The organism is Roseateles sp. UC29_93 (assembly GCF_042695725.1).
Taxonomy (GTDB): Bacteria; Pseudomonadota; Gammaproteobacteria; order Burkholderiales; family Burkholderiaceae_C; genus Roseateles; species Roseateles noduli_A.
In genome coordinates this window covers 3927183-3943755 of record NZ_CP170545.1, presented here as the reverse complement: position 1 = coordinate 3943755, position 16573 = coordinate 3927183, and the positions used below count along the sequence as shown (strand labels likewise).

Genomic DNA, 16573 nt, shown 5'->3' with positions numbered 1-16573 from the left:
GCCGAGAGGCCGGGCGACATGACAGCGCGCTGCGTTATTTCGCCCGCATTTCTTCCGAGCCGGATGCCGGACCCGCCGTCGTCATGCCGAAGCTGGGCACCGATGCCGAGCGGCTCGCCAGACTCGATCCCACGACGAAGCAAGGCCGGATGCAGATCGGCGTCGATCCGCAGCAGGTCACGCTCACGCAGGCCCATCCCGACGGGCAACCGGCGGACGACGAGCAGGTCGGCAATCCCGCGCACGACTGCGGCAGGTGGCAGAAGCCGCGGCCCTCGATGGTCTGGAAGCAGACGCAGCCCGGGTCCTGGCAACTCGGCAACGCGCCGCAGGTGCCGCCGGGGCAGGTCGGGCAAGGCTGCGTGCCGCAGCAATCGCAACCGGCTTGCTGCGCGGCGGTGAAGGCATCGCCGCCCGCGTTGTTGACCGCCTGGTAATAGGCTCCCGCAGCCGCCTTGCAGGCGCCGCGCTTGATCTTGTTGCTGTCCACCGTGATCGGTCCGACCTGCACCAGGTTGACCGGGTAGGCCGCATCGCAGGAGCCCGTCATGCAGCTGTAGAAGGTGTTGTCGCAACCGGCCTTGGCCTGGTTGCACTCGCCGTAGCAGCAATCGTGGCCGTTGCAGCAGCCCAGGAAGCTCGCCGCGCCGTATTGCGACGGGAACTGCGTGCCGCCCGCCGCGCCGCAGCCGTTGGGCGTGCAGCTGTAGCCGGGATGCGCGACCCGGTTGGGACAGGCCGCGAGATCCGCCACCGGATGCTTGTTGGCGATGGCGCCGCTGGGCAGGCAGCACTGCAGCGCCGGGTCGTAGAGCTGGCGACCGCACAGGCAGTCCGCCGCCGCCTGAGCCGGTCGCGGCAGCAGACCGCCAGCCAGCGTCGAGAACATCCCCAGCACCGACACCTTCAGCACGTCGCGGCGCGAGCCCTGGCTGCCCAGCGAGCGGGTGAAGTTGTCGAAGGCGTTGTCGGCCAGGTGTCCCTGGAGATCGATGGCGTCATCCGAGCGCAAGGCGGGCGAGTCGCTGGCGGAGAAACCGCCCATGCCGCGCCGCAAGAGCGCGGCGACGCGTTGCCCGAAACCGAAGGTGCGTTCTGTCATGGATCACTCCTTGCCGGCGCGGCTTAGGCCCGCGACGGCGTCAGCGTGTAGTCGGCGGCCACCTTGCCGGCGTCGTCGGCCGCGTGGTTCCAGGCGACCAGGCTCGCGCCGGTCGATTCGGAGCTCGTGCGCGGGCTCATCAGCTGGAAACCGGACAACGACGCCCCGGGCGCCACGTGATTCGGATACGGCGGCAGCAGGTCGGAGGCGACCCAGGTCACGTAGGTCATGCCGTCGGTGTCCGCTTCCCATCCCGCCGGCGTGCCCGTCACCGTCACCGGCGCGTTGACCGTCAACGACAGCGTCGCGATGCGCTGCGGGCTGCCCGCCGACTCGTTGTTGGTCAGCGTGTAGCTCCAGTAGTTGGGCGTGGTCGTGACCGCGAGCGAGGCGCGCAGTTCGTCGGCCGGGAAGCTCCCCGCGGCCGGCACCCGCACGTAGCGGCTGACCGTCAGGCCGTAGGCCACCCCGGCGACCAGGTAGGACCCGCGCACCGTCAGCAACAGGTTGGCGTTGTCGGCCAACCCCGCATCGGAGAAGCGGCCGGCGAAGGTTGTCGACGACGACGCCCCGAGCGTGCCCAGCACGATGGGCGCGTTGGGCGGACTCTGCCGCGTGGCGCTGCCGTAGGTGATGCTGGTGATCTGCACGCCCTGGAGCGCCGACTCACCGATGTTCATCAACGGGATGTTCAACCTCACCTGACCGGCGAAGCGCTGGATGAATGGCGCGCCGAGGGTCACGCGCGCGGAGACGACTGTGGCCATGCCTGCCCCTTGTGATGTCTCGAAGAGAGTCGATGTGGACCCGTCGTGCCCGACCGCGACCGCCTGATGCCCGAGGGCCGGTCCGCTGCTGGAGACGGGAGAGGAAACCGGCCGGCGGCGCGATCCGCCGGCCATCCGTTTTCAGGTGCCGGCGGGCAGCGTCGCGGTCGGCGCCGACGGGCCCGACGCGCGGCTGGCGCGTCGGACGACCAGCGGCGCGAGCGCGATCAGCGCCAGCGCGAGCGTGCCGGGTTCCGGCACCTCGCTCGCCGCCGCGGCGCGCACCGTCACCGCCACGGACACCTCGTCGGCGAAGTTGCCGTTGATGTCCTGCAGCAGGATGAAGAGGTTGAAGTTCAGGTCCGCGAGGATGTCGGGCAGCGTCGCGATCATCAGCAAATCCAGCACCGGACTGATGGTGCGGTCCGGGATCAGCACCTCGGGATCGCCCAGCAGCGGCGTGACGTCGACATACGGGAACGGATAGCCGCTGAGGGAGAGGAAGAAGTCGGTGGTCAGCAGCGGACCGCCGCTGACGTTGGTGATCTGGCCGGTGATCACGAAGTTGTCACCGGCATCCAGCACCACCGAGGTCTGGGTCGTCGTGAGCGTGATCGGCGCGGCGGCGGCGGGCGCCGCGGACAGGCCCAGCAGGCCGGCCGCGGAGGCCGCCATCAGGAGCCCTTTCGCCAACAAGCCAGCACAGGCGTATCGACTTCTCTGGAACCAGGCTGTCGCGAGCATGATCACCCTCCCGTGCGCCGATGGCGCCCCTGTTGCGATGCGATTGCTGCGAAGTCTAGGAGGCGACCCGCGGCCCGCGCACCCCCTACTCCTTAAGCGGGGACAGCCCCCCTCATTTGAGGCAGCCTGCCGGAAAGGTCCGTGTTCATCGGGGTTGCAAGACATCCCCGCGCCTCTGTAGCCCTGCATCGTCCCCCTCGCCGGGTGGGTGTCCCGCCCCGGCACGACGGGGCCGGGCGAGGGACACACGCGACCACCACCCCGGTGACAGGCAAGGGACAGTCGGGGTTTGCGGACGGGACAAGCCAGGGACAAAGCAGGGACAGACGTGGTCTTCCCGCGCGCTTGACATCGCGCTCGAATTCATGCCTTGGCATGGGTATGTGGATGGCCAGCCGCGGCACCCGGACCGAATGCTTGCGCAGGCATGGGGCTTGCCAAGCTGAAACGTCCGGTTTCAGACCGCTTCATCCACTTGCAGAGAGGTTCCCACCATGAACAGCCCAGTCGGCCCGCTCAGCCCGATCGTCCAGGTCGGTCCGGTCGGCACCGCCGTCCCGCACATCAACGACCAGGCCAAAGCGCTGCAGCGCCACCTGATGCAGTGCGCGAAGGCCCGAGGGCGATGGTTCGGCGTCGCATTGTTCGCCGAACGTGCACGGGGGCTGGTGCTGCCCCGGCTGGCCACGACGGCCGCCCTCAGCGCCATCACCTTCGGCCTGTTTGCCCACTGGCTATGACCGAAGTCCGGAGCGCGAACGACCCACATCGACCTCCGGCGCCCCCGTCGGAGGGACCGTCGGACCGCTCCTCCGAGCCGGGGACGGACCCCTCCCCGGAAATTGCGGAAGAACTTGCGCTGCTCGACCCGGCACTCGGCACGATCGAGCCGCCGGTCCGGGCCGTGCTGTTCGGTCTGGCGCGCTTCGAGCAGCACGGGCGCAGCCTCGCGCAGGCGCAGGCGGTCCAGGGCACGGCCGGCGCCGGCCAGTTCTTCCCGCGTCTCGACGACAACGTCGCGATGCTGCAGCAGGCGCGGCGCCTGATCGAGAAGCGCCATCGCGACTTCCGCCACCTCGGCGCCGCCGGCAAATGGCTGCTGGACAACGCCGCGCTGATCGACGAACAAACCCATCAGGTGCGGCGCGGCCTGCCGCGCGGTTTCTTCCGGCTGCTGCCGCGACTGCGCGACGAACCGCTGGCCGGCCTGCCCCGCATCTACGGCATCGCCTGGGCCTGGGTCGCGCACACCGACGGCGGCTTCGACACCGAGCTGCTGGCCGCCTACCTGCGTGCGTACCAGGAGGAACGCGCGCTCTCGCTGGCCGAGCTGTGGGCGCTGCCGACGACGCTGCGCGTCGTGCTGGTCGAGAACCTGCGCCGGCTGGCCGAGCGTTTCGCGACGCTGCAGGCGGCGCGCGACGTCGTCCATCACTGGTACGACGGCCGCCCCGCGGAGACCGGCATCGAGGCGATCACGCGGCTGGAGCCGCGCATGAAAGAACGCGGCGTGCTCGAAGCGTTCTGGCTCCAGGTCGATCATCGCCTCGAGGAATTGCCGCAGCCGCTGATGGGCGAACTGGCCGCCTGGCTCAGCACGCGCCTGCCCGCGCCCGCGCAAGCGCTCGCGCGGCAACAGGACGAATCGATCCGCGACCTGCAGAGCATCCGCAATGCCATCACCGCGCTGCGGCGCATCGACCAGACGGACTGGCGCCGGCTGATCCAGACCGTCAGTCCCGTCATGCAGACGTTGGGCCGTTCGCCGGTGTTCGCCGCCGAGGCGCCCGACACGCAGGACATGACGCTGCACGAGATCGAAGCGCTCGCGCGCAAGTGCGACAAAAGCGAACTCGACATCGCCCGGCAGTTGCTGGAACTGACGCAGCGCGCCAGCCCGCCGGAGGACGGCGAGCCCGACCGCCGCAGCGCGCCGGTCTACTGGTGGCGCGGCGCCGGCCGGCCCACGCTGCTGGCGGCGCTGGGCCTGCAGGAGCGCCGCTGGCCGCCGCACGACACGGCGCCCGGCCAACGCTGGGCGGCGGTGGCCTACCTCGGCGGTCTCGCGCTGCTGGGCCTGCTCGGCCTGTACTGGCTGATGAGCCAGGCCCATCCCGGCGCGGCGACCTGGCTGCTGTGGACCGCCGCCGTGCTGGCCGCAGGACCGATCAGCGAAGCCGTCGTGGCCTTGACCAACCGCTGGGTCAGCGAGCTCGCCCGCCCCGCGCGCCTGCCGCGGCTGGACTTCTCCGCCGGCCTGCCCGACGCGGAACGCACGCTGGTCGTGATGCCGGTGCTGCTGCCCAACGAGGACGCCATCGCGCCCTTGATCGCGCAGCTGGAGCAGCACCACCTCGCCAATCCCGAGCGCCTGGTGCAGTTCGCGCTGCTCAGCGATCACGCCGATGCCTATGAGGAACACCAGCCCGGCGACACGATGATCGTCGTCACCGCGGCGGACGCGATCTCGGCGCTCAACGAGCGCCACGGCCCGCTGGCTGACGGACAGCCGCGTTTCCTGCTGCTGCACCGCCAGCGCGAGTGGTCCGCGACCGAGCGCCGCTGGATCGGCTGGGAACGCAAGCGCGGCAAGATCGAGCTGCTGCTGCGCACGCTGGCGACCTCCGCGGGGACGTCGCCCTTCGTCGACTTCGGCCCGATGTCGCGGCCCGCCGACGGCGTGCGCCACCTGATCACGCTGGACGCGGACACCGACATGCCGCCGGGCCGCCTGCGCGCGCTGGTCGGCACCGCCGCCCACCCGATGAACCGTCCCCGCGTGGACGCCGATCGGCGTCGCGTCGTCGAGGGCTACGCCATCCTGCAACCGCGCGTGCTCGCGCCCATGCCCGACGACAAGGAGAGCACACCGTACCACCGCCTGTTCGTCGGCCAGTTCGGCATCGACCCGTACAGCGCGGTCAGCTCGGAGATCTTCCAGGACCTGTTCGGTGAAGGCAGTTTCACCGGCAAGGGCCTGCTCGACGTGCGGGCCTGCCATGCGGTGCTCGATGCGCGGCTGCCCGAGGGTCAGGTGTTGAGCCACGACCTGCTGGAAGGCAGCATCGCGCGCTGCGCCGGCATCTCCGACATCACGCTGGTCGAGGACTCGCCGATGCACGCGGACGTCGCGCATGCGCGGCTGCATCGGTGGACACGCGGCGACTGGCAGCTGCTGCCCTTCATCGCGCGCGCGGGCCGCTACGGCATCGCGCCGATCAACCGCTGGAAACTGATCGACAACCTGCGCCGCTCGCTGGTCGCGCCCATGTCGCTCGGCTTGATGCTGCTGGTGCTGGGCACCGAGGTGCTGCCCTTCTGGCTGACGCTGGCGGTGGTCGCCGGCGCTTTCGCGGTCGGGCCGCTGGTGGGCGCGCTGGCCGGGCTGGTGCCCAGCCGCGACGGCCTGGCGCGGCGGCACTTCTACCGCGAGACCGCGCTCGACCTGCGCCGTGCGCTGGGCCTCGCGGCCTGGCATGTCGCGCTGCTGCTGCACCTGTCGCTGCTGTACCTCGACGCGATCGGCCGGGCCCTGTGGCGGCAGACCGTGTCGGGACGCCGGCTGCTCGAATGGACGACGGCCGCGGCCGCGCAGGCCGCCGCGCGGCGCGAGCTGCCGGCCCTGGTCCGTCAGCATCTGCGCGTGCCCATCGCGGCCGCGGTGCTCGGCGGCGTGCTGGCCGCCGCCGCCCTGTCCGGCGCGCCGGTCGAGGGCACGGCGGCGGTCGTGCTGCTGATGGTCTGGGCGCTCTCGCCGCTGTGGATCTGGTGGGCCAGCGCGCCGCGGGCGCCGCTGCTGAACCGGGAGGCCGAGCTCGATCCGCAGGGCCGCGACTACCTCTGGCAGCTCGCGCGCGACACCTGGCGCTTCTACGACACGCACGTCGGCGCGGCCGACAACCACCTGCCGCCGGACAACGTGCAGCTGACGCCGCACCTGCTCATCGCGCACCGCACCTCGCCGACCAACATCGGCCTCTACCTGCTGGCCGTGGCCTGCGCACGCGAGATGGGCTTCATCGGCGTCGTGACGATGTCGGAGCGGCTGTCGGCGACGCTGGACACGCTCGAGCGCCTGCCCCGCTGGCACGGCCATTTCTACAACTGGTACGACACGGAGTCGCTGGTCGTGCTGGCGCCGGGCTACGTGTCGGCGGTCGACAGCGGCAACTGCTCGGCGCACCTGCTGACGGTGGCGCGAGCCTGCGAGCTGGCGGCGGAGATGACGCCGGACCAGCTCGCCGCGGCCCCGCGCGAGGCGTTGATGAAGACGCTGCACCGGCTGCGCGTGATGCAGCCGCCGCTGGCCAATGACGGCGTGCTGGGCGCGGGCGCCTCGCTGGTGGCCGCGTTGATCGATCCCGAGAACGCCGGCGCCGGCGCCGAGGAACAGCAGGCCGTGCTGCGCGTGCAGGTCGCGGCGGCGCGCGCGGAGCTCGACGGCCTCGCCACCGCCGAGCACTACGAGGCGACGGCGGCGCATTGGCTGCTGCGCGACCTGATCGCGCAGCTGGAGTCGTTCTGGCGCGATCACGGCGCGGGCCTCGCCGAATCGCGGCAGCGCCTGCGCGAGCTCGCCCAGCGCGCGCGGCGCCTCGGCCTGGAGGCCGACTACCGCCCGCTGTTCGATCCCCGAGCGGCGCCTGCTGCGCATCGGCTGGCGCGGCGACGCGCAGCAGCTGGACGACAACCACTACGACCTGCTCGCCAGCGAGGCCCGGCTCACCAGCCTGATCGCGATCGCCAAGGGCGATCTGCCGCCGGAGCACTGGCGCTCGCTGGGGCGGCCGTTCTTCTCGCGCGAAGCGGCCGGCGACTCGCTGGGGCTGAAGTCCTGGACGGGCTCGATGTTCGAGTACCTCATGCCCTCGCTGGTGCTGCGCGAGCCGGCCAACAGCGCGCTGGGCCGCGCCATCCGCACGGCGGTGGCCGAGCAGCGCTTCGAGGCCCGCGGCAAGGGCACGCCGTGGGGCATCTCGGAATCGGCGATCGCCGGACAGGACCACACCCTCGCCTACCAGTACGGCCCGCAGGGCGTGCAGACGCTGGCGCTGGCGCGGCTGGCCGTCGACGAGCGCGTGCTGGCGCCGTATGCGGCCGTGATGGCCGCGATCGTGGCGCCGGTGCGCGTCGTGTCCAACCTGCAGGCCTTCGAACGGCTGGGCGCGCGCGGCGCGTTCGGCTTCATCGAGGCCGTCGACTACACGCCGCAGCGGCAGACCGCCGGCGCGGGATTCACGCTGGTGCAGACCTACATGGCCCACCATCAGGCGATGGGATTCGTCGCGCTGACCAACCTGCTGGCCGACGACGCGCCGCGCCGCTGGCTGATGAGCGATCCGCACGTGAAGGCCGTCGCCACGCTGCTGCACGAGCGCGCACCGCGCGAAGTCGCGCCGCTGTCGACGGCGGTCGTGGATCCGACGCTGCGCACGCGCCAGGTACGCAAGACGCGCATGGTGCGCGAGAGCGAGCCGCTGAGCGAGACGCTGCCGCTGACGCACATGCTGACCAACGGGCGCTATTCGGTGGTGCTGCGCAGTCATGGCGGCGGCTACAGCAACTGGGACGGCGTCGCGGTCACGCGCTGGCGCGACGACCTGCTGCGCGACCAGCACGGCAGCTTCACGATGCTGCGCCGCGCCGGCGAGGACGACTGGTTCAGCAACACCGCCCGCCCGACGCCCGATCCGCGCGCCCGTTATGCGGCCCGCATGCAGGCCGAGCGCGTGATCTTCGAGGCCGGCTGGCCGGACCTGCACAGCTGCACCACGGTGTGGGTGAGTCCCGAGGACGACTGCGAACTGCGCCAGGTCGAGCTCACGAACCGCGGCACGACGCCGCTGTCGATGGACCTGGTGTCCTCCTTCGAGGCCACGCTCGCGCCGCAGCGCGGCGACGAGGCGCACCCGGCCTTCTCCAACCTGTTCATCCAGGCCCGCTGGGACGAGGCGGAACACGCGCTGCACCTGCGTCGCCGGCCGCGGCTGTTCGACGAAGCGGCGATGCGCGCGGTGTTCTTCCTGGCCGGCGTCGACGGCGGCGCAGCCTGCGGCAAGGCCGCGCGCCGCGACGACGTCCGCGCGGCCGACAGCCGCGACAGCCGCGACAGCCGCGAAGCGCGTGACGCTGGCGGGCGTGACGGCCTCGACATCGGTGCCGACGGCTACACGGTGCGCGAGGTGTTGCCGATCGCCGATCGCGGGCGCTGGCTGGGTCGCTACGGCAGCACGACGCGGCCCGTCGGCGATGCGCGGCCGGAGTTCGTCGACGACGAGGCCGACGTGACCGCCGCCGGCGAACCGGGCCGGCTGCTCGACACCGGCCTGGATCCGATCGCCGGCCTGCGCGTCGGGCTGGAGATCGCGCCAGGCGCCACCGTGCGGCTGACCTTTTGCACGGCGGCCTCGCGCGATGGCGACCTGTTGCGCGCGCTGGTCGACAAGTACCGGCAGGCGGCGCACGTGGAGCGCTCCGCCTCGATGTCGCACACGATGGGCGGCATCCGGCTGCGCGAACTGCAGTTCGACACGGCCACCTGGGGCGCGCTGCTGCAGCTCAACACGCTGGTCACCGGCCAGGCGGTGCGTGAGCCCGCGCATGTCCGCGAACCGCGCGGCCGCTGCGACCGGCGCGCGCTGTACCGCTTCGGCATCTCCGGGGACCGGCCGATCCTGATGGTCACGGTCACCGGCGAGGAAGGCATCGACCTGATCCGCGCGCTGAAGAAGGCGCTGCGCATGTGGACCACGCACGCGGTGGGCGTCGACCTCGTCGTGCTCAACGAGGAACCTTCGTCGTACAACGCGCCGGTGCAGCAGGCACTGCAGGCCTTGCAGGCGCGGCTCCAGGGCCAGGCGCAGGGCAAGCCGGGCCACCTCTGCTCGGCGCTGCATGTGCTGCGCGAAGGCGACCTGCACCCCGACGAGCGCTTCACGCTGCAGACGCTCACGCGCCTGCGGCTGCAGGCCGATGGCCGCTCGCTCTCCCAGCAGCTCGAGCGCTGGATCGAGGACACCGCGCCGGCGAACGACTCGGCGCTTTTGCCGGTGGCGCATGCGCTGGCCGAGCGGCCAAGACCGGAAGCCACGCCGCGGCCGCCGGAAGGCCGCTTCGACCCGGAACACGGCGGCTTCTCCTTCGAGGTGTCGCCGGACCGTCATCCGTCCAAGCCCTGGGTCAACGTGCTCGCGAACCGCGACTTCGGCTGCCAGGTCACCGAGATCGCGGCGGGCTACACCTGGGCCGGCAACAGCCGGATGCACCAGGTCACGCCGTGGTCCAACGATCCGCTGATCGATCCGCCCGGCGAGTGGCTGCTGCTCCACGACCTGGACAACGACCGCGTTTGGCCGCTGGGCCGGCAACTGCGCCGCGAGGCGCCGCTGTCGATCGAGCACGGCATCGGCTACTCGCGCAGCCGGCAGCGGCTGGGCGATCTCCAGGTGGACCTGTGCTGGTGCGTGGACCGCGACGCCTCGGTGAAGCAGGTGCAGGTGCGCATCGATTCCGGGGCTCGATCACGCCGCCGACTGCGGCTCGTGGCGCTGGCCGAGTGGCAACTCGGCAGCGCGCGCGGCGAGCGCCTGTCGGTGACGACGCACAACGACTGGCTGACGGTCGGTGAACTCGGCGCCGGACTGCCGCAGCCGGAACGCGCGCTCGCGTTGCAGGCGACGCAGCTCGACCACCTCGGCGGATTCGGCGACGCGACGGCGGCGCTGTGCATCCGCGCGCGACAACCGACCGACGGCGGGATTGCGCGCGGCGGTGCCGATGCCGGCACGACTCGCGTGCGACTCGACCAGCAGGACTGGACCTGCGATCGCCGGGAGTTCTTCGACAGCGCCGGCCGCATGGTGCTGCCCAAGGCGCTGGGCCGTCGCAGCGGCGGCGGGCTCGACGCCTGCGCGGCGCTGGCCGCCCGCCTCGAACTCGACGGCACGCAGCCCGCGGAACTGACTGTCCTGCTGGGTCACGCCCCGACGCCGGAGGCCGCGCACGCGCTGATGGAAGCGGCCTGGAGGCTCGATCCGGCCACCCGGCTGGACCGTCAGCGGCGGCAATGGCCGGAGCTGCTGGGCGGCCTGCAAGTGTCGACGCCGGATCCGCGCTTCGACGCGCTGACCAACCACTGGCTGCCGTACCAGACGCTGGTCTGCCGCATGTGGGCGCGAGCCGGCTTCTACCAGGCGGGCGGTGCCTTCGGTTACCGCGACCAGTTGCAGGACGCGATGGCGCTGACGGACGTCGCGCCGCAACTGCTGGCCGACCAGATCCGCCGCAGCGCGGCGCGGCAGTTCCCCGAGGGCGACGTGCAGCACTGGTGGCACGAACCCGGCGGCGCGGGCGTGCGGACGCATTTCTCGGACGACCGGCTGTGGCTGCCGTACGCGCTGGCGCACTACCTGGTCCGGACCGGCGACCTGACGCTGCTGGAGGACGCGGTGCCCTTCCTCAACGGGCAGCAGGTGCCCGAGGGCGCCGAGGACATCTACGAGAGTCCCCGCACCGATGGTCCCATGGCCACGGTCTACGAGCACGCGGCCCGCGCGATCGACCGCAGCCTGGGCAGCGGGCAGCACGGCCTGCCGCTGTTCGGCACCGGCGACTGGAACGACGGCATGAACCGCGTCGGCCACGAGGGCAAGGGCGAATCGGTGTGGATGGCCTGGTTCCTGGCGCAGGTGATCGAGGACTTCGCGCCGGTCGCGACCGCGCGCGGCGAGCATGAACGCGTGCAGCGCTGGAAGGCGGCGCGCGACGGCTGGGTGGCGGCGCTGGACGGTCCCGGCTGGGACGGCCAGTGGTACCGGCGCGGCTTCTTCGACGACGGCTCGCCGCTGGGCTCGTCGGAGAACGCGGAGTGCAAGATCGACCTGATCGCGCAGAGCTGGGCGGTGCTGACCTCGGCGGCCGATCCGGCGCATGCGCGGCAGGCGATGTCGAGCGCCTGCGCGCACCTGCTCGATCCGGTGGCGAAGCTGGCGCGGCTGCTGCATCCGCCGCTGGCGATGGCGCAGCCGAGCGCGGGCTACATCCAGTCCTATGCGCCGGGCGTGCGCGAAAACGGCGGCCAGTACAACCACGCGGCGGTGTGGGCGCTGATGGCGCTGGCGCGGCTGGGGCAGCGCGACACGATGTGGCAGGTCTACACCGGGCTGAGCCCCGCGCACCGATGGGCCGATCCGCGGCTGGGACCAATCTACGCGATCGAGCCCTACGTGATGGCCGGCGACATCTACTCGCACGCGCCCTGGGTCGGCCGCGGCGGCTGGAGCTGGTACAGCGGCTCGGCGGGGTGGCTGCTGCGGGCGTCGCTGGAGTCGATCTGCGGCGTCGTCGTCGAGCAGGGCCGGCTGCGCGTCACCGCCTGCCTGCCGGTGCACTGGGACCAGGCGGAGGTGCGCATCCGCCACCAGGACCGCTGGCTGCGCGTGATCGTCTGCGCCAACGAGACGGCCTGCCGCGCCGCGCAGACGCGCGAGCCCGGCGCCCGGCGCGAGAACGCGGGGGAATCGATCGAGCTGTCCTCGCTGTCGCCGGACCAGACGCTGGTGGTCGTCAGCGTGCCGGAGATGGTGCGCTTGCCCGAGGCACCGGAGCTGCGCACGACAGGACGTTGAGGCGCAAGAGGGCTCCAGCTTTTCCACCGCTGCTGGCCCTCACCCCTTCCCTCTCCCGCAAGCGGGAGAGGGATTCCCACGGAGAGGGGGAGCCAGCAGAGAGAGTGGCACCAGAGAGGGATTCCACTGACCGGAGCGCCTCAGGCGGTACGGCCAGAATGGCACGATGTCCTTCGAACCCCTGTCGCCGAACCTGCAGGACCGCTTCGTCGCGGACCTGCTGACCAACCCGAACAACCGCGCGATCCTGGCGCGCTGGGAGGCGCTCGCGCTGCCCGACGGCTGGCTGGTCGCCGGCTGCCTGTTCCAGACCGTCTGGAACCTGCGGGACGACAGGCCGCCGACGGCGGACATCAAGGACTACGACCTCTTCTACTTCGATCCGGACGACCTGAGCGCCGAGGCCGAGCGTCGCGTCCAGGCCCGCGTGGATGCGGTGCTGGGGGATCTCGGCATCACGACCGAGGTCGCGAACCAGGCGCGCGTGCACCTCTGGTACGAAGCGGATTTCGGCGAACCCTATGAGCCGCTGCGCAGTTCGCGCGACGGCATCGAACGCTTCCTGGTGCCGTCGACCTGCGTGGGCGTGCGACCCGGCGAGGTCTACGCGCCGTATGGCCTGGAAGGGCTGTATCGGGGCGTGCTCGCGATGAATCCGCTGGTGCCGCACCGCCAGCTCTTCGAGGGCAAGGCCGCGTCGTACCAGCGGCGCTGGCCGTGGCTGACGATCAAGTTGCCGGCATAGGCACTGGTCCCGGTTGGGCCAATTGCGCCAGCCGCTGATGGTCCTCCAGATCGTCGGCGCTGAAGCCGAGCACTTCCGGCGCCCTCGCCTCGCCTCGCCTCGCCGCAGGATGCCCAACCCTGCATGTCGGCCCTGCAATTCCATGTCCGGAAACGGCGCGACCGTCGCGGCTCGCGTCCCTATCGTGGGTACATCCACCACTCGGACGGCCACCGCGCCGCGCTCACATGGATTTCCGCATCCTGGGTCTCGACCCTGCCCCGTTCCGCCCGATGTTCAGCATGACCGACGCGACGTTGCGCGAGCACGGCGTGCTGCGCGTGCGCATCGACAGCCCGCGCTCGGCGCCGGACCGGGTCACGCTGGACGACGCCGCGCCCGGCGAAACGGTGCTGCTGCTCAACTACGTCTACCTGGACGTCGACACGCCGTACCGCGGCACGCATGCGATCTACATTCGCGAGGCCGACGCCGAGCGCTTCGATCGCGTCAACGAGGTGCCGAAGGCGCTGCGCGGCCGGATGCTGTCGGTCCGGGCGTTCGACACGGCGGGGATGATGGTCGACGCGGACCTCGTCGACGGCGACCAGGTCGAACCCCTCATCGAGCGGCTCTTTGCCCACCCCGAGACCACTTACCTCCAGGTGCATTTCGCAAAGCGGGGGTGCTACGCGGCGCGGGTGGAGCGGTCCACCTGACCCGACATCCAGCGCGCGAGCAAAGTATCGAATTCGATGCTTTCCCCGCGCGATGTATCGAATTCAATGCACGGCCTCCGCCAATGCGTCGAACCCGGCCTTCTTCACCGCCTCATCGATCGTCGGCATCAGCTTGCGCGCGGCCTCCAGGTCCTGACGGCCCTTCTCCGCCTCGTTGAGCTTGAGCTGCGCCAGGCCGCGGCCGTACAGCGGCCAGGCCCAGGATCTCAGCTCGATCGTCTTGTCGAAAGCCTTTTTCGCCCGGGACGCGTCGCCCAGGCGCAGGTAGGTCCAGCCCAGGCTGTCGCGGTACGCCGGCGTGTCGCCGTCCAGGTCGACCGCTTCCTTGCAGTCGTCCAGCCCCTGCGCCACGTCGACGTTCATCCGCGCCCGCAACCAGCAGCGGCCGTTGTAGGCCTCGGCCAGTCGCAGGTCGTTCGGGTGGCTCTTGATCCAGAGCTCGTACTGCCTGAGCGCGTCGGGCACCTGGTTGAAGCGGGCGTGGAATTCCGCCATCGTGACGCGCAGGTTCGACGCCGTCGGCAGTGCCGCATCGAGCGCCGCCAGATCCGCTTTCGCGCCATCCCGGTCGCCGGCGCCCACGCGCAGCGGCACGCGGCGCAGGCGCGCCTCGGCCAGCGAGGGGTCCAGCGTCAGCGCCGTGTCCAGGTCCGCCAGCGCCAGCTTGGGTTGCTTCATCGCCTGGTGCACGCGCGAACGCGCGTCGAAACAGCTCGCGACCTCGGGCTTGAGTTCACACGCGCGATTCAGGTCCTCCAGCGCCCGCTTCGGATCGCCGGCCGTCAGCGCCGCCGCACCGCGCCGCAGCAAGCCGTCGGCATCGTCAGCAGCGATTTCCTCCGCCTTCGCGGCGTATCGCTGGTCGTACTGGGTCGCATCGGCGCGCCCCTGCGCGAAGATCGGCCCACCGTTCCAGGTCGCGTACACCTTGCCCTGCAACCGCGACACATAAACCCGGTGCGACAGGAAGTAGTCCAGCCCCAGCAGCATCCCGTGGTCATAGGTGTCCACGTCGTTGATCGGCAGCCGGTTCCGGGTGATCTTCTCGCCGGCCAGTTCGAAGGTCTCGACGTCGGCGATCCAGCGCTCCGCATAGCCGCTGCCGATCCCGCTGGTCCGGCCGAAGGGCTTCATGTCTTCCTGCTTGATCCCGGCCCGCCGCGCCGCCTTCAACGACAGCGACGTTCCCGGCGCCCCCGTGTCCATCAGCGCCGTCACGCGCTCCCCGTTGATCTTGGTGAGGACGCGCACCGCCGTGTCGTTGCGGCGGCCGTTGTTCTCGATGGGCGCCTCGATCACCGGCGCGTCGCCGGCCCAGTAGGCGAGGTTCACCTTCTCGCAATCGCCCTTGGGAAAGACCAGGCGCAGCATGCCGTGCGCGAGGTCGTATTCGGTGTCCGCCGCGGACAGGAAGTTGCGGCCCAGGATGCCCATGATCCCGGCGTTGAGCTCGTTGCCGCCGACGAAGAAGTCCACCCGCTTGAGCGTCGCCAGCTGCAGCCCGACCTCGTCCACCGTCGTGACCCGCAGCGACTCGACCGAGCCGGCCTGTCCGTTGATGGTGAAGTTGGGCGGCGGGCGACGCAGCTTCAGGTTGAGCTGCGCCGCCGTGGCCGCGCTCATCATGCTGTAGAAGGCGCCGCTGTCGACCAGCATGGGCACCTCGACCCCGTTGAGCTGCACGGTGGCGACCGGCCGGTGCTCGACCAGCCGCACCGGGATGTTCATCGTCTCGATGCTGCACCGGGCCTTGCCCGGTTCGTCCGCGGCGGCGGCCCCCGTGGCCGCGAGGATCAGCGCCAGCAACGGCGCAAGTCGGCGTGCGTTCAATGTTCCCTCCCTGGGTTCAGGAGGCTGACGATACCCGTCCCGAGCGCCGGAAACGCTCCTTCCGAAGGGGGTGTCGACGTCCGCGCCACACGATGGCGGCGGGGCAAACGCGTTCTCAACGACTTCTCAACGCGGCCTTATTGCCCGGCCGCCGCCGGCTTCAGCGTCTCGGCCCACAACGCCGCCGCGCGGGCCGTGCCGTCCACCGTGAAGTGGCACCCGTTGCGCAGCGGCAGGCTGAGCGTGTCCGTGTCCGGCCCCGCGCGGAAGCCGCTGTCGGGAATGGCGAGCAGCTCGCGCACGGCCTCGCGCACCTGGCCGCCGTCGTGCGGCGGGCAATAGGTCGAACGCGCGATCCACCACGGCGCGTCGATGCCCCGCAGGGCCACGCCGGCGCGCAGCGCCGCCAGTGCGTCGCGGTAGTCGGCCATCGCCGTGCGGTCGCGTGCATCGACTTCGCCCTGCTGCCACAGCACCGCGGCCACCGGCCAACGCGTGCCCTTGATGCGGTCCATCTGCGTCTGCCAGTAGCTGCGCAGCGCGCTGTTCGGCTCGGTCCATTCGGCGATGGAACTGCCGTCCACGGCCACCACCGCCCACACGATCGGATGGCCCTTCCATCGCCCGCCCAGGGCCTGATTCACCGCCGGCCAGATGCTGCCGCCGGTGCCGGTCGCGCCCGGCACCGGTGAACTCGCCAGTCCGCAGCCACCCAGATGCAGCACCGGCATCGGCGGCACCGGTGCGGCGGCCGGCGGGATCGGGTCGGCGTGATTCGCGGCGTTGGACTGCCCCATCACCACGATCACCACGGGCTCCTCGTTCTTGAACACCGTGCCGCAGTCGGGTGCCGTCACCGGCATGTCGTGGATCGCGGCGATCCGTGCCGCGAGATCGTCGGCGGGCGTCGAGGGCTTGCCGTTGCGCAGCATCGCCACGCCCGCCGCGATCATGCCGCCGCAGGACAGCAGCGCCACGGCGCCGATCGCCAGCGGGATCAGGGAATTCTTCCGTTCTTCGGTCATCAGGAGCGTCGTGCT

General features: G+C 71.1%; 9 protein-coding genes and 1 pseudogene. 4 read left to right on the top strand and 6 right to left on the bottom strand.

Features of this window, described 5'->3' with window-relative positions; all coding sequences use genetic code 11:
• Positions 1-34 precede the first annotated feature (34 nt).
• The 4 genes from ACFJIX_RS18320 to ACFJIX_RS18305 form a co-directional block, all read right to left on the bottom strand.
• On the bottom strand, positions 35-1102 hold the full coding sequence (locus tag ACFJIX_RS18320; RefSeq protein ID WP_377153473.1) for a hypothetical protein: 1068 nt from the start codon (positions 1100-1102) through the stop codon (positions 35-37).
• A gap of 23 nt (positions 1103-1125) precedes the next feature.
• Positions 1126-1869, bottom strand: coding sequence for a hypothetical protein (locus ACFJIX_RS18315; protein WP_377153471.1), 744 nt, complete (start codon positions 1867-1869; stop codon positions 1126-1128).
• Between the two features lie 141 nt (positions 1870-2010).
• On the bottom strand, positions 2011-2544 hold the full coding sequence (locus tag ACFJIX_RS18310; protein WP_377153469.1) for a hypothetical protein: 534 nt from the start codon (positions 2542-2544) through the stop codon (positions 2011-2013).
• Positions 2545-3070: 526 nt separating this feature from the next.
• On the bottom strand, positions 3071-4045 hold the full coding sequence (locus tag ACFJIX_RS18305; RefSeq protein WP_377153466.1) for a hypothetical protein: 975 nt from the start codon (positions 4043-4045) through the stop codon (positions 3071-3073).
• A 3097-nt stretch (positions 4046-7142) separates the two neighbouring features.
• On the opposite strand from ACFJIX_RS18305, the pseudogene ACFJIX_RS18300 reads away from it, so the two are divergent.
• The 4 genes and pseudogenes from ACFJIX_RS18300 to ACFJIX_RS18285 all read left to right on the top strand — a co-directional run.
• A pseudogene (locus tag ACFJIX_RS18300) lies at positions 7143-7856 on the top strand (glucoamylase family protein); the annotation flags it as partial.
• 261 nt (positions 7857-8117) lie between these two features.
• Positions 8118-12239, top strand: coding sequence for a GH36-type glycosyl hydrolase domain-containing protein (locus ACFJIX_RS18295; protein WP_377153464.1), 4122 nt, complete (start codon positions 8118-8120; stop codon positions 12237-12239).
• Between the two features lie 166 nt (positions 12240-12405).
• Positions 12406-12984, top strand: coding sequence for a nucleotidyltransferase family protein (locus ACFJIX_RS18290; RefSeq protein WP_377153462.1), 579 nt, complete (start codon positions 12406-12408; stop codon positions 12982-12984).
• A 227-nt stretch (positions 12985-13211) separates the two neighbouring features.
• Complete coding sequence (locus ACFJIX_RS18285; protein ID WP_377153460.1) at positions 13212-13682, top strand: DUF1203 domain-containing protein; 471 nt, start codon at positions 13212-13214, stop codon at positions 13680-13682.
• Positions 13683-13745: 63 nt separating this feature from the next.
• Here the strand turns inward: ACFJIX_RS18285 and ACFJIX_RS18280 are convergent, their stop codons facing one another.
• Both ACFJIX_RS18280 and ACFJIX_RS18275 read right to left on the bottom strand, forming a co-directional pair.
• A complete protein-coding gene (locus ACFJIX_RS18280) occupies positions 13746-15533 on the bottom strand; it encodes a retroviral-like aspartic protease family protein (protein ID WP_377153458.1) in 1788 nt (595 codons plus the stop codon).
• A gap of 137 nt (positions 15534-15670) precedes the next feature.
• Positions 15671-16558, bottom strand: a complete 888-nt coding sequence (locus ACFJIX_RS18275; protein ID WP_377153456.1) for a sialate O-acetylesterase — start codon at positions 16556-16558, stop codon at positions 15671-15673.
• Positions 16559-16573: the final 15 nt, after the last annotated feature.

What these genes read in the sequence shown, in the direction of transcription:
- ACFJIX_RS18320 (WP_377153473.1), bottom strand. Translation starts at nt 1,102, where the DNA reads ATGACAGAACGCACCTTCGGTTTCGGGCAACGCGTCGCCGCGCTCTTG.
- ACFJIX_RS18315 (WP_377153471.1), bottom strand. Translation starts at nt 1,869, where the DNA reads ATGGCCACAGTCGTCTCCGCGCGCGTGACCCTCGGCGCGCCATTCATC.
- ACFJIX_RS18310 (WP_377153469.1), bottom strand. Translation starts at nt 2,544, where the DNA reads ATGGCGGCCTCCGCGGCCGGCCTGCTGGGCCTGTCCGCGGCGCCCGCC.
- ACFJIX_RS18305 (WP_377153466.1), bottom strand. Translation starts at nt 4,045, where the DNA reads ATGGACGACGTCGCGCGCCGCCTGCAGCGTCGCGAAACGCTCGGCCAG.
- ACFJIX_RS18295 (WP_377153464.1), top strand. Translation starts at nt 8,118, where the DNA reads ATGCTGACCAACGGGCGCTATTCGGTGGTGCTGCGCAGTCATGGCGGC.
- ACFJIX_RS18290 (WP_377153462.1), top strand. Translation starts at nt 12,406, where the DNA reads ATGTCCTTCGAACCCCTGTCGCCGAACCTGCAGGACCGCTTCGTCGCG.
- ACFJIX_RS18285 (WP_377153460.1), top strand. Translation starts at nt 13,212, where the DNA reads ATGGATTTCCGCATCCTGGGTCTCGACCCTGCCCCGTTCCGCCCGATG.
- ACFJIX_RS18275 (WP_377153456.1), bottom strand. Translation starts at nt 16,558, where the DNA reads ATGACCGAAGAACGGAAGAATTCCCTGATCCCGCTGGCGATCGGCGCC.